Source organism: Pedobacter jejuensis, assembly GCF_003725795.1.
In the GTDB taxonomy this organism is placed as follows: Bacteria; Bacteroidota; Bacteroidia; order Sphingobacteriales; family Sphingobacteriaceae; genus Pedobacter; species Pedobacter jejuensis.
In genome coordinates, this window is record NZ_RBEE01000023.1 from 582,822 (window position 1) to 596,020 (window position 13,199).

The window sequence follows — 13,199 nt, forward strand, 5'->3', positions numbered from 1 at the left end:
ATAGCATCTTTATCTGTCAGTTGAAACTGACGGCAATGAAATGCAAATTGCTTAACACGCATCGCATTTCATTGCCGTTGACTTTAGTCAACGGAAAATAAAAATTAATGCAAAAAGCTTAGAAAATTGGATTTTATATAATTTTAACTTTTTGATGGATATTTTCATTGCTGTCAGTTGAAACTGACGGCGATGAAATGCAAATTCCTTTACAAGTATCGCATTTCATTGCCGTTGACTTTAGTCAACGGAAAACTAAAATTAATGCAAAAAGCTTAGAAAATTGGATTTTATATAATTTTAACTTTTGATGAATATTTTCATTGACTTTAATCAGAAAATATTTACAGTATCCTAAGTTATTTAAACCTGATATAAGTGGAAATCCTTTTTGGTTCAGTTCCTAATCATCTCTTACTGCCAATCAAAACAAAAAGATTGCAACGTTAGTAGGACTGCACTAACCGATTAACACAGAACATTGATTTCCAAAAGAAAATAAAAATCATTTAACAAAGAATATATCTAAATTTCCGTTTGTTTCACCACCAATTCTCTAGTAATTGTTCCATAAACGATGAGGTATTGCGCAATCATGTAGCTAGCCATAATTAACACACCTGCTTGAGGAATTGGTTGGCCGAACTTATTAACCGCCAAAACACTATCAGATAAAAGGAAAAATAGAGACCCAAAAAGTATCAATTTAAAACTGAAAATATTTACTTTACCATAACGGTTAACGGCCATTATTGCCATAAATGTGATGATGATGGCGTACATTAAAACAGGAAATTGCATGGCACCCAAATTTGGCTGCAGGTAAAAAAACAAACCCGAACAGAAGATGGCAAAAGCACCAATTGCCCATAAAAAGAAAGGATTTTTATAATTGGGATTAGATTTATGGTCGAGGATAAATGCCCTGACGTAAAAAATGTGACAGAGCAAAAATGCAATTAAACCGAATATAAAAAAATTTGGTCTGCCAGATTGCAACATCAAAAAAACATCGCCAATTAAACCAAAAACTAAACCTGTAAATATGCGTTTGTGAAACCTTCCCTTAAGATTTGTGCTGCTGTAAAGCCAAACCAATAAAGTGATAACAATAAGTGGTTTTGAAAAATTACGAAGTGGAATATTACCTATCGTTTCTGCATAGAGTTGAACGATAAATATAAGCGCAAAAATTGAGGCAAATAGTTTAGTTTTCATTGGTAACGGGATTTGCTTTCTGCAAACTGAGGAACCAAATTACGGATATTAACTGTATGCCTGCAAATATTACTTGATAACCAATTGGGAATTTTAAAATCAAAACCAATAAAAAACCTAGTATTAATCTACCATATTCGAATTTTACCAGCCATTTTTTTTGCTCCAATAATGCGCCACAACTTATTAAAGTGAGCATCGTGAATGATGTTCCTGAAAATAAGGCGGCAATTTCCATTTTGGCATAAGAAAATAAAATGAGCGAACCAGCCCCCAAAGCAATAGCAAACTGTACCAAAACGTACCCTGTTAATTTATTCTGATAGCTAGGATTATACTTTTTATAAACAGCTGCATTTATTTCTGGTGCCAGTTGAAAACCACCCAAATGAGCCGGAAACCAACCTGGCGGCTTTAAAAACACCTTTAACTTGTCACTAAATTTCGGAGATTGCTTGGCAGTTTTCACCAAATCATCCCAATAATGAAGGTTTGCCCAAACCGGATTCCAGCTGGCTAGAGGTTTCGTGATGCCGTAATAAACCTCCTCTTCTTCCTTTTGAAAAGTTCCGAAAAATCTATCCCAAATAATTAGCGTGCCAGCATGATTTTTATCGATGTATTTTGGATTTGAACCATGGTGAACCCGATGGTGTGAAGGCGTATTCAAAATATATTCTAAAAAACCCATCGATTTTATGGCTCGGGTATGAATCCAAAATTGATATAAAGTATTAAAAGAACTCAAGGTTAAAAACATAATCGGGTCGAAACCAACGAGCGCCAAGGGCAGGTAAAAAACCCAGCTAAACCAACCCTGAAACCAACTTTGGCGCAATGCAACAGTTAAATTGTATTCTTCTGATTGATGATGGACAATATGTGCTGCCCAAAGCGCATTTACCTGGTGGCTCATTCGGTGAAACCAGTAATAGAAAAAATCTACACCGATAAATAGGATAATCCAAACCCAAATGGATTTTGGCATTTCGAAAAGTCGCCAATGTTCAAAAATATACTTATAACCAAAAAACAATGCCGTTTTCATAAAAATGCCAGTAAGCTGCTGCCCTATCCCCTGACTTAAATTTGAAATACTATCGTTTAACCTATAATAATCAAGTTTTTTATAAAAGTTATAGGCAAGTTCAATCCCGATAAGGATAAAAAATACGGGTACAGATAACGCAATGTAATCTACCTTCATGGAAAAAAATATTTGGTTAGAAATATCAGATTACAATTTAGAAAAAAAACTGCTAAGCTGAAACATTATGTGTCTGATTTTGTATTAGCAGTATTAAATAATAAAATAACAGAAATAAATTTGAAAAGAGTACTTATTGTTGATGATGACCCAGATATTTTAGAGGTTTTTCAGCTTGCATTAGAAAATGAACATTACACTGTTTACCCATTATTATCGCCTAGATTTATTTTCAAAACCATTAAAGAATTTAACCCCGATTTAATAATTTTAGATATCATGTTAAACGGAATGGATGGTAGAGCAGTATTCAAACAATTGCGTTCCAATCCCGATACCGAACAAATACCTGTAATCATGGCATCTGCACGCTATGATGAGACGTATATTAATGCTCAAAAATATCATCCTGATGATTATTTAGAAAAGCCATTTAACATTGCGTTGATGTTGCAAAAAGTAAATAGATTAACATTAAATTAATAAAATATAAAAATATGAAACTAAAATTACTTACTCCGATAGCCATGCTACTAGTTGGATTAGCGATGCAAACAAAAGCTCAAACCGGGCGACCAGATAAACTATATTCTATGAGTGGTATTGGTTTTGCTTTTCCGATGGGCGAAACCGCAGATTATCTTAAGCCAAAATTTTCTACATCATTGGGTATAAATTTAGGTTTGGGTGATGGTGGTTTATTCCTGTATCCAAAAGTTAGCTTACATGCTTTCGAGTTTAACCAAATTACACCCGATGCAGGTTACACGTATACTTTGCAAAAAGGGCGTGCTACTACGTACTTGTTAAATGTTGCTTTAGGATACCGAAAAATTGTTAATAAATGGGCTTTCTATGGTTTCGCTGGTGCTGGTGGAGGTTTTGTTCTAACGCCACAAGCGGGTGTTAATGCACAAACACTACAAGTTACCATGGATAATAAAACCAATGGAATGGGTATTTTTGAAGGTGGTGGTGGAATTGAATACAATATTGGCGGTGCTAATCTATTTGTAGAAGCAAGCTATATGTATGGTTTTACGAAAATTCAAAATAGGGTTTTCAATACGGTTCCAATTTCAATTGGCATTAAACCAAATTTGAGTAAATTATTAAGCAAGCTTTAATTATTCAAATCATAAAAAATGAGGGCGACAACGTTAATACGTTAGTCGCCTTTTTTTGTTTAAAAGCTTAAATGTTAAAAGAATAAAAATTTGAAGTAAAAAAAACGTTCATCTTCATTGGAAAGAACGAATTTGAAACGAAATAAGAAAAATCGATACGATAAATAATTTATTGAGAACATTTTTATTACTAATTATTTTAGCATAGATTTGTATTCAAATTAATTAAATGTTATACGCAGTTGTAGATATAGAAACCACCGGCGGCCATGCTTCGGCAAATGGTATAACCGAAGTTGCCATAAATATTCACGATGGTAATGAAGTCGTGGAGCGGTATTCTACTTTAATTAATCCTTTAATTAACATTCCTATTCACATTACTGCTTTAACAGGCATTGATAATGAAATGGTGAAATCTGCACCAACATTTGCCGATGTTGCTTTGCAAATTTATCAGTTATTAAATGGTAAAGTATTTGTAGCCCATAATGTTAACTTCGATTATTCTTTTTTAAAACATCATTTAGCTGCTGCAGGTTACGATTTACAATGTAAAAAACTTTGCACGGTTAGAATGAGCCGAAAGGTTTTTCCGGGGAAGGTTTCATACAGCTTAGGAAAATTATGTAGTTCGCTTCAAATTCCACTACAAAACAGGCACCGTGCCGCAGGCGATGCCGATGCAACAAGCTTACTTTTCAATCTGCTACTACAACATGATGTTGATGGAGTGATTTTTGAAATGCTAAAAAAAACATCAAAAGAACAAGTTCTACCGCCACATTTAGACAAAGCAGCGGTTATCAGATTACCAAATCAACCTGGGGTTTATTATTTTAAAGATAATAAAGGCAAAATTATTTATGTTGGAAAAGCAAAAGATTTAAAGAAACGGGTTACAAGTCATTTTACAGGTAATAAACCAAACAGGCAGCGTCAGGATTTTTTGAAAAACATTCACAATATAGATTATGTAGTTTGTGGAACAGAATTGATGGCATTAATTTTAGAAGCCAATGAAATAAAACGACTGTGGCCAGAAAACAATCGTGCTATGAAGCGCTACGAACATAAATATGATTTATGTGTGTTTGAAGGTCAGAATGGTTATTTACGCCTGGCCATTGATAAGCATAAAACGAACAACAAGCCTTTACAAAGTTTTAATAACTTGCTAGAAGGCTATAATTTTTTAAACCACTTAATCAACACTTATCAGCTTTGCGCTAAACTATGCTACCTGCAAAAAGCAGCAACCAAATGTATGGCACATGAAAACGGACAATGTTTTGGCGCCTGTAGTGGGATTGAAACCGTAGCAATTTACAACAAACGTTTAAACGCAGCACTCGAGGATATACAAAACATGCAACCTAGTTTTGCATTGGTTGATGAAGGTAGAAAAGATGAAGAATTAAGTTGTCTTGTTGTAGAAAAGGGAAAATTTTATGGCATGGGCTATTTTACAGATAAAAACTATTTAGACGATGGTTTCGAACCGTTTAAAGAGAACCTATCTACTTATCAATCAAACAGCTATATTTTGAATTTGATTTTGAATCACGCCGAGCAACATCCCCAGAAATTATATAAATTATAGCCATGTTAACGGTTGAAGAATTTAAAAAACTGGCACTTTCGTTTGAGAATGCTACGGAGGAACCTCACTTTGAAAAGGCGTCATTCAGGGTAAATAAAAAGATTTTTGCTACGTTAAATAGCTCAAAATGTGCCATATCATTAAAGCTTACACCTGTAGATCAGTCGGTATTTTGCAGTTTTGATTCTGAAAACATATACCAGGCAAATGGCCCATGGGGTAAGCAAGGATGGACAATTTTCGAATTTAATAAGTTAAAAGAAGATTTAATTGAAGATGCATTAACATTATCTTATTGTAATGTGGCACCGAAAAACTTAGCTTTAAAATACTTGAAGTGATTAAAAACCGTATTTAATTTAATGATATGGCTATATTTACTTTTATAAAATTAATATCATGACAAAAACACTTTGGATAAATCTACCAGTTGAAGATGTAAATAAATCGAAAGAATTTTTTACCAAAATTGGCTTCACTCCTAACACGCAATATGGTGCTAATGAAGATTCTGCATCTTTTATAGTTGGCGAAAATGGCTTAATCATTATGCTTTTTAAAAAGTCAGTATATGAATCATTCGCGGGTACATCAGTTTCTGAAAAATCATCAGGCGCTGAAGTATTATTTTCTATAGATGCTGAAAGCGCTGAAGATGTTGATGAAATAGCTAAAAAAGTTGTAGAAGCTGGAGGCTCGATATACGGACAACCAGGTTACAAAGATGGCTGGATGTATGGATGTGGTTTTATTGATTTAGACGGACAACGATGGAATATTCTTTATATGGATTTAAGTAAAATGCCATTAGGATAATTCAGATAGTGTTCCGCTAATTGTTTCCATGTATTTAAGGACCAAATGAGGCTGTATCATAACTACGAAATGTCATGATCCTCTCGAAGGATTTGCAAAACTGCCTTTAGGTATTTCGATGCTTGACAAGCTCAGCACAGGCTTAGCTTAACGTGACAAGATTCCAAGAGAAATTGATTTATGATACAGACTCATCTGAATAAAAAATCTTAAAATAAGTAATAACTTTTTTAAAGAATATTAAACTGAGTTCGATTATTAATTTTCCTTACAATTACCGCTAAACTACTTTTCCTTAATTTACGTCACCCTGAATTTATTTCAGGGTCTTATTTGCAAGAAAGATGCTGAAATAAATTCAGCAAGACGTGTCGTAAAAGTATTAATGTGATAAAACAGCAAAATATTAAGTTTAAGAATCGAATTCAGATTATTAACATTAAACTTCATCCAAAGCACTCTTAATTGAACTATAGACATAATCTAAATCTTCATTACTAATTATGTATGGTGGAAGTATATAGATGATGTTTCCAAGTGGCCTCAATATAATTCCTTTATCTAAAAAATAATTATATAGTAGATTTCGAAGGTTGCTTAGATAGGATGTTTCATTTCCGGTTTCCCACTCAATAGCTATAATTGTTCCGGTTTGGCGAATTGCCTTAACTTTATTGTGCGATTTAATCTCTTTTAAAAACACAGCATGCTTCGCCTCTATTCTTTTTATGTTCTGTAATGTTTCATCTTTTAATAAGATATCTAAACTTGCTAAAGATGCCACACATGCAATAGGATTTGCAGTGAATGAATGTCCGTGATAAAGCGTTTTTAGTTTATCATCACTTAAAAAAGCTTCGAAAATTTCATTTGTGCAGGTAGTAACACCCAAAGGCATCGTCCCACCGGTTAAGCCTTTACTTAAGCAAAATATATCAGGTTTATTTTTTAATTTTTCGCAGGCAAAATAAGTTCCTGTTCTACCAAAGCCTGTCATCACTTCATCGGCAATGGTTAAAATATTTGATGCTTTACAAGTAGAAATCAGTTCGTCAAGATATTTGGCTTCGTACATCAGCATACCTGCAGAGCCTAAAATTAATGGTTCAAAAATGAAACAAGCAGCTTCCGATTTTAGTTCTGATATTTGTTTTTTGATGCTTTCGATATTATCTGCATTGGGTAAAGCAATAAATTCTACATCAAATAATAAACTATTAAAAGCATCGGTAAAAATGCTACGACCACTAACCGACATGGCACCAAATGTATCGCCATGATAGGCATTTTTAAAAGCCAGTATTTTGGTTTTGGGTGTTTGTTTATTATCCCAATATTGCAAACACATTTTCAACGCTACTTCAACAGCTGTAGAACCATTATCCGTATAAAAAACCTTTTCTTGCTTACCTGGCAAAAGCGGTAACAATCTTTCTGCAAGCAAAACAGCAGGCTCATGCGTAAAGCCGGCAAAAATAACATGCTCTAAAAGATTTAACTGCTCTGAAACCTTTTGTGCGATATGTGGATGAGCGTGACCATGAATATTTACCCACCAGGATGATACTGCATCGATATATTTATTACCATTTTCATCAAAAACATAAACGCCTTCGCCTCTAACAATTGGTATGTGCGGCAAAGCATTTTTCATCTGAGTATATGGATGCCAGATTACTTTTTTATCTCTTTCTACTAAATTCATACTGCCTCTATTTCTTTTACTGGCATTATTTTTTCCTTAAATAATAACCAGATGATATAAATTAATAAAATAATGGTACAAATTGCTGAGCCTTCTATACCAAATGTTCCACCAGAAAACATAGGGTTACCAATTGGTTTAGCAGCCAACAAACCAGATTGGGCTAAACCACTAACCTTAAATCCTAATAAGTTTCCTTGGGTAAAGTTCCAAGCAAAATGGATACCTACCGCCCACCAGATATTTCCTTTTTGCAAAGTTATAATTGAAAATAAAATGCCACATAAAGTGATATTTATCATCGCCAATGCAGAAAAACCAGGGTTTGTAAAATGAATTAAACCAAATAAAATACCATTACTTAATACCGTAACCGGGATAAGATAGCGTTCTGCGAAAACAACTAAAGGAAAACTTCTGAAGGTGAATTCTTCAAACACACCAACCAAAATAAAGAACAACAAATAACCTGCAATATTTAAGGGCAATATTCTTGTCGCTGTAAATTGTACAGAATTTAAGAAATACATAATGGTTGCGCAAAGCAGGATTAGCAAAAAACCAATAATACTTCCCTTTAAAAATGGGATTAAGGTATTCATCTTTATAAATATCGTGGAGAAATTTCTGTTTGGATAAATATGAAAAATCATCAATAAAGCACCAATAACAATCAATATTGCTGCAGCTTCAAAAATAAGCTGACTAAATAAATTATTCGAAAATTTAAAAATTTCGAACTGGAAGATGATGCTAAACGGAACTGACCAAAGAAAAATGAAGAAAATAAATAAAACAACCCGTAAAATAGGTTTAAGGTAATAAAGAAATTTATTTTCCATCAACTGCAAATTTTTCCTTTAACAGCCCTGCTACAGTTTTATCTGTTTTGAAGGTGATGGTGTCGATTGATAAATCGTTTATATTTACCCATCTAAAGGCTTGCAATATTTCTCCATCACCATCGAAGTCGTAAATTTTGGTTTTGAAAGCAAGCTGAAGAGGTGCTTTCTCTTTTACTAAGTAATACACACTTATTACCTGGCTATCATTGAACGATGATTTTTCAAAAAAATCAGTAGTATAAAAGTGAGCAATTACATCAATTTCGGCATTACACTCTTCAACAAATTCACGCTTTAAACCATCAATTAAACCTTCTCCAAACTCTAACCCGCCACCAGGAAACTTGCTAAAGCGAAAGCCATATTCTTGCTCATCACTTACTAAAACCTCATTATGCTGATTGATTAGCAAACCATAAACCCTAACATTAAAGTAGCTCATTCTCGAAATGTTTTTTGTTTTTGATTACGATATCTGGTGTCCAAACTATCTCCTTTTTAAATGCTTCTGACCTTACCGGGCAATCGCTCATATGGCAGTAGTTGCAACATTCTGGTAAACAAGGGTCGGCATGAATAAAGAGTTCAGCTTTTCTAAAGCCACTTTTATTAATCAATTCATCAATTTGAGAAATCTCTTTGTGCACCTTTGTTAAATCAAAATAATAAGGCAAAGTTACATGGCAATCGATATGAAATTCGGGTCCATATTGTTGTGTACGTAAGTTGTGAACATCAATCCATGGCTTGTGGCGATTCTTTTGTAAAACATCCACAACCTCTTCAACCAAGGTAAAATCGCTTTCATCCATTAAACCACCAACAGAACCTCGGGTTAATTTATAACCAGAATACACAATGTAAAAACCAACTAGAACAGATAGCAAACTATCAAACCAAATAATATTTGTAAGCTGTATTAAAATCAAACCAATAACTATTGCCGCACTGGTATAAGTATCAGTTAAAAGATGCTTTCCATCCGCCTGAAGTGTCACAGAATGCTCCGCCTTACCCACATTAATCAGGTATAAGCCAACAATCATATTGATAAGTCCGGTTATGCCAATAATTAAAGTACCTTCTAATAATTGACCAACCGCATGAGGGTAAATTAAATTATAAGAAGATTTGAAAATGATGATTACTCCCGCTAGTAAAATAAGAATACCCTCTACAAAAACAGAAAAGAATTCTACCTTACCATGCCCGTAAGGATGATTTTCATCTCTTGGCTGCGTACTAAGATATATGCTGTAAAATGCAAAACTTCCTGCAATTACATTAACAATACTTTCTGCGGCATCGGTTAAAATTGCATTTGAGCCAGTTATAAAATATGCTACAAATTTTGCAAGCATTAATACAACACTTACTACTAAAGAAATTACAATTGCTCGCTTTTTAACAGTCACAAGGATTTTTTTTCAAAAATACGGTTATGGAATAAAATAAATGATAAAAACTATACCTTTTTTAGTGCAGAATAATATTTGGTTTATATATTTGCGCTCAAAGTAATTAACCATGAGCACCTTATCTAAAAGAATCAACAATCTATCAGAATCTGCAACCCTTAAAATGACCAAACTTGGTCGTGACTTAGCATCAAAAGGGATAAATATTATAAGTTTAAGCGTAGGTGAACCTGATTTTAATACTCCAAAACATGTAAAAGATGCAGCGAAAAAAGCGTTAGATGATAATTTTACACGTTACTCTCCGGTTCCGGGATATCCTGATTTACGCCAAGCCATTGTTAATAAACTAAAAACAGAAAATAATCTAGACTATGATATTTCTCAAATTGTAGTTTCTACGGGAGCAAAACAATCTCTATCAAACGTAATTCTGACACTTATCGATCCTGATGATGAAGTTATAATCCCAACTCCGTATTGGGTTTCATATTCGGAAATGGTGGTTTTAGCAGAAGGTAAATCTGTTTTTATTGATACAGATATCGAAAGCAATTTTAAAATTACACCAGAACAATTAGAGGCTGCAATAACACCGAAATCAAAATTGTTTATGTTTTCATCGCCTTGTAATCCAACAGGTTCGGTTTACAGCAGAGAGGAATTGGATGCGTTGGTAAAGGTTTTTGAGAAACATCCAAATATCTATATCCTATCGGATGAAATTTATGAACACATTAATTTCGTTGATAAACATGAATCTATTGCTCAATTTGAAAGCATTAAGGATCGAGTAATTGTAGTAAATGGTTTTTCAAAAGCATTTGCAATGACCGGTTGGAGGTTAGGCTACATCGCAGCAAACAAAGAAATTGCGGCTGCAAATGATAAGTTACAAGGACAAACAACATCTGGAACTTGTTCTATTGCGCAAAGAGCAGGAATTGTTGCTTATGAGCAAGGTTTAGAAAGCGTTTTAGAAATGAAAGAAGCATTTCTACGTCGTAGAGAATTGGTTTACAATCTTTTAAATGAAATCCCAGGTGTAAAAACAAATCTTCCTGATGGAGCTTTTTATTTCTTCCCTGAAATCAGTTCTTTTTTTGGTAAGAAAGATGCTGATGGAAACGTGATCAAAGATTCGTCTGATTTAGCACTTTACCTTTTAAATGTCGGTCATGTTGCTACAGTTGGTGGCGATTCTTTTGGCAACAACAACTATATCCGTTTATCTTATGCCGCATCTGATGAAAGTTTGATTGAAGCTTTAAGACGAATAAAAGAAGCATTAGGTAAATTGATGTAAGAGATTTAATGCAATAAAAAAATCCCTCGTTAATTAAAATTAGCGAGGGATTTTTTGTTTTCACAATTAAGAAAGTAAAAATGGCTTTATTAAGCGGGTAAAATTGTTAATTTTGTTGGTATCTCATCCCATCCTATTAATGATAAAATCCTTTACAAGCAAAGTCCATAAATTTAGCACTAATTTAAGTATCTACAGACTTCTGAAACTGATATGGGCTGGCTCAAAACAGTGGTCCGTCATTTCTATCTTTTTTATTGCTTTAGAAAGTGGATTATTTTTTTCTTCATTATACTTCCTCAAAATACTTATTGATACCATTTCAAAACACGGAATTACAGATATTAAAAATGAGCCTGAAGTAATAAAATACATTATTCTTTCAACCATATCAGCTATTCTTTTCACTTCAGTAAAGTCTATTTCTGGATATATTACGGAAAAACAATCGGGAAAAGTTGCCGAGCATATTGATGAAAAGATACACAATTGCGCTATTGAGCTCGATTTATCGTTTTACGAAAGTCCTAATTATTTTGACATATTAAAAAGGGCAAGAGACATGGCTACCGACCGTCCAAATATTATTGTTTTTACTATAGTTGATATTGCAAAAAACTTTATTAGTTTAATATTAATAGCATCATTGCTGGTGTCTATCGATTGGAGACTTTTTCCGATACTAGCGCTTTTTGTTGTACCTACATTGTGGGTTAGAATAAATTTTGCGGATAGCCAGAATGTTTTAAGACTTTCTCAAACCGCATTTGAGCGAAAATCCAATTACTTAAGCACACTACTAACATCCGATGTGCACGCAAAAGAAGTAAGAAGTTTCGGCCTTGGAAATCATTTAAAAAAATTATACGTTGATATCAGGCTTTTATTATTAAATGGCAGACTTAAAATAAGTAAACAGAAAACTTATCAGGAGCTAATCACTTCAACCATTGCAACTATGGGTTTCTTTGCTTGCGTAGCTTATATAGCCATTGGAAGCATTCACGGGGTTACAAGTGTTGGTGATATAACACTTTTTTTAGTTGCTTTCCCACAGGCATTTAATATAATGCAGAATCTATCAAACAGTATTTCTACACTTTATCACAATAACGTTTTTGTAAAAAGTATTTTCGAATTATTTGATTTGAAGAGTAGCCTTAAAGAATATGAAAATCCATTACCAATTCCATCAGATAATGAAATTGATTTAGAATTGAAGAACGTTAGTTTTATTTATCCTCATGCTGAAAAAAATACTCTAACAAATATAAGCCTAAAAATGCCAGCAGGAAAAATAATTGCGGTTGTTGGCAGCAATGGTGCAGGAAAATCAACTTTAATAAAATTACTATGCAGATTATACGACCCAACATCCGGCTCGGTAAATTTAAACCATACAGACATTAAATCTTTTAAAATAGCTGATTATCAAAAACAGATTTGTGCGGTCTTTCAGGATTTTGGAAAATACAATGTAACTGTTGCAGAAAATATCCGGTTTGGTGACATACATAGTCACCGCGAACAAGTTGATATTGTCGATGCGGCAAAAAATTCAGGCGCAGATATTTTTATAGATAAGTTCCCGCAGAAGTATGAAACAACAATGGGTAGAATATTTGAGGAGGGGCATGAAGTAAGTATTGGGCAGTGGCAAAAATTGGCAATAGCTAGAGCTTTTTATAGTAATTCTCGTTTCGTGGTCCTTGATGAGGCGACTAGCGCTTTAGATGCCCATGCAGAGAAAGAACTATTTGATTCTTTTAGAAAGAGAATTGGAAATAGGGCTGCATTAATTATCAGCCACAGGCAGTCTGCAGTTAAACATGCGGATTATATTTATATGCTTTCTGAAGGGGAGATATCCGAATCCGGAACTCATGAAGAACTTGTGAAGTTAAAAGGCAATTACTATCATTTATTCAATGAGAACCTAACAACGGATTAGCAA

General features: G+C 33.7%; 13 protein-coding genes. 7 read left to right on the forward strand and 6 right to left on the reverse strand.

Annotation, left to right across the window (positions count from 1 at the left end; translation table 11 throughout):
* Positions 1–525: 525 nt before the first annotated feature.
* Both D7004_RS13320 and D7004_RS13325 read right to left on the reverse strand, forming a co-directional pair.
* Positions 526–1,218 (reverse strand): lysoplasmalogenase, encoded by a 693-nt coding sequence (locus D7004_RS13320; RefSeq protein ID WP_123206326.1) that lies wholly within the window; start codon positions 1,216–1,218, stop codon positions 526–528.
* Positions 1,208–2,425, reverse strand: a complete 1,218-nt coding sequence (locus D7004_RS13325; RefSeq protein ID WP_123206327.1) for a sterol desaturase family protein — start codon at positions 2,423–2,425, stop codon at positions 1,208–1,210. The genes D7004_RS13320 and D7004_RS13325 overlap by 11 nt, the downstream gene beginning before the upstream one ends.
* 120 nt (positions 2,426–2,545) lie before the next feature.
* Between D7004_RS13325 and D7004_RS13330 the strand changes: the two genes are divergently transcribed.
* From D7004_RS13330 to D7004_RS13350, 5 genes are all read left to right on the forward strand, one after another.
* Positions 2,546–2,908, forward strand: coding sequence for a response regulator (locus tag D7004_RS13330; RefSeq protein ID WP_167459490.1), 363 nt, complete (start codon positions 2,546–2,548; stop codon positions 2,906–2,908).
* Positions 2,909–2,922: 14 nt separating this feature from the next.
* Positions 2,923–3,552: a hypothetical protein gene (locus tag D7004_RS13335; protein ID WP_123206329.1), complete on the forward strand. Its 630-nt coding sequence runs from the start codon at positions 2,923–2,925 to the stop codon at positions 3,550–3,552.
* Between the two features lie 229 nt (positions 3,553–3,781).
* The gene (locus D7004_RS13340; RefSeq protein WP_123206330.1) at positions 3,782–5,155 is read left to right on the forward strand and encodes an exonuclease domain-containing protein; all 1,374 of its coding nucleotides are present in this window, start codon (positions 3,782–3,784) and stop codon (positions 5,153–5,155) included.
* 2 nt (positions 5,156–5,157) lie between these two features.
* Positions 5,158–5,496, forward strand: coding sequence for an MmcQ/YjbR family DNA-binding protein (locus D7004_RS13345; protein WP_123206331.1), 339 nt, complete (start codon positions 5,158–5,160; stop codon positions 5,494–5,496).
* A 58-nt stretch (positions 5,497–5,554) separates the two neighbouring features.
* Entirely contained in the window at positions 5,555–5,971 is a 417-nt protein-coding gene (locus D7004_RS13350) for a VOC family protein (protein WP_123206332.1), read from the forward strand.
* 439 nt (positions 5,972–6,410) lie between these two features.
* On the opposite strand, the gene bioA is transcribed toward D7004_RS13350, so the two are convergent.
* The 4 genes from bioA to D7004_RS13370 are packed head-to-tail and all read right to left on the reverse strand — an operon-like array spanning position 6,411 to position 9,936.
* Positions 6,411–7,676: an adenosylmethionine--8-amino-7-oxononanoate transaminase gene (bioA, locus tag D7004_RS13355; RefSeq protein WP_123206333.1), complete on the reverse strand. Its 1,266-nt coding sequence runs from the start codon at positions 7,674–7,676 to the stop codon at positions 6,411–6,413.
* Complete coding sequence (locus tag D7004_RS13360) at positions 7,673–8,518, reverse strand: type II CAAX endopeptidase family protein (protein ID WP_123206334.1); 846 nt, start codon at positions 8,516–8,518, stop codon at positions 7,673–7,675. The genes bioA and D7004_RS13360 overlap by 4 nt, the downstream gene beginning before the upstream one ends.
* Positions 8,508–8,963, reverse strand: a complete 456-nt coding sequence (locus D7004_RS13365) for an NUDIX domain-containing protein (protein ID WP_123206335.1) — start codon at positions 8,961–8,963, stop codon at positions 8,508–8,510. The genes D7004_RS13360 and D7004_RS13365 overlap by 11 nt, the downstream gene beginning before the upstream one ends.
* A complete protein-coding gene (locus tag D7004_RS13370; RefSeq protein ID WP_123206336.1) occupies positions 8,950–9,936 on the reverse strand; it encodes a cation diffusion facilitator family transporter in 987 nt (328 codons plus the stop codon). The genes D7004_RS13365 and D7004_RS13370 overlap by 14 nt, the downstream gene beginning before the upstream one ends.
* 112 nt (positions 9,937–10,048) lie before the next feature.
* On the opposite strand from D7004_RS13370, the gene D7004_RS13375 reads away from it, so the two are divergent.
* Both D7004_RS13375 and D7004_RS13380 read left to right on the forward strand, forming a co-directional pair.
* Entirely contained in the window at positions 10,049–11,245 is a 1,197-nt protein-coding gene (locus D7004_RS13375) for a pyridoxal phosphate-dependent aminotransferase (protein ID WP_208646838.1), read from the forward strand.
* A 139-nt stretch (positions 11,246–11,384) separates the two neighbouring features.
* Complete coding sequence (locus D7004_RS13380) at positions 11,385–13,196, forward strand: ABC transporter ATP-binding protein (protein ID WP_123206337.1); 1,812 nt, start codon at positions 11,385–11,387, stop codon at positions 13,194–13,196.
* Positions 13,197–13,199 lie beyond the last annotated feature (3 nt).

Excerpts from the sequence above, each read along its gene's own strand:
- D7004_RS13320 (WP_123206326.1), bottom strand. The coding sequence starts at position 1,218 with ATGAAAACTAAACTATTTGCCTCAATTTTTGCGCTTATATTTATCGTT.
- D7004_RS13325 (WP_123206327.1), bottom strand. The coding sequence starts at position 2,425 with ATGAAGGTAGATTACATTGCGTTATCTGTACCCGTATTTTTTATCCTT.
- D7004_RS13335 (WP_123206329.1), top strand. The coding sequence starts at position 2,923 with ATGAAACTAAAATTACTTACTCCGATAGCCATGCTACTAGTTGGATTA.
- D7004_RS13340 (WP_123206330.1), top strand. The coding sequence starts at position 3,782 with ATGTTATACGCAGTTGTAGATATAGAAACCACCGGCGGCCATGCTTCG.
- D7004_RS13345 (WP_123206331.1), top strand. The coding sequence starts at position 5,158 with ATGTTAACGGTTGAAGAATTTAAAAAACTGGCACTTTCGTTTGAGAAT.
- D7004_RS13350 (WP_123206332.1), top strand. The coding sequence starts at position 5,555 with ATGACAAAAACACTTTGGATAAATCTACCAGTTGAAGATGTAAATAAA.
- bioA (WP_123206333.1), bottom strand. The coding sequence starts at position 7,676 with ATGAATTTAGTAGAAAGAGATAAAAAAGTAATCTGGCATCCATATACT.
- D7004_RS13360 (WP_123206334.1), bottom strand. The coding sequence starts at position 8,518 with ATGGAAAATAAATTTCTTTATTACCTTAAACCTATTTTACGGGTTGTT.
- D7004_RS13365 (WP_123206335.1), bottom strand. The coding sequence starts at position 8,963 with ATGAGCTACTTTAATGTTAGGGTTTATGGTTTGCTAATCAATCAGCAT.
- D7004_RS13375 (WP_208646838.1), top strand. The coding sequence starts at position 10,049 with ATGAGCACCTTATCTAAAAGAATCAACAATCTATCAGAATCTGCAACC.
- D7004_RS13380 (WP_123206337.1), top strand. The coding sequence starts at position 11,385 with ATGATAAAATCCTTTACAAGCAAAGTCCATAAATTTAGCACTAATTTA.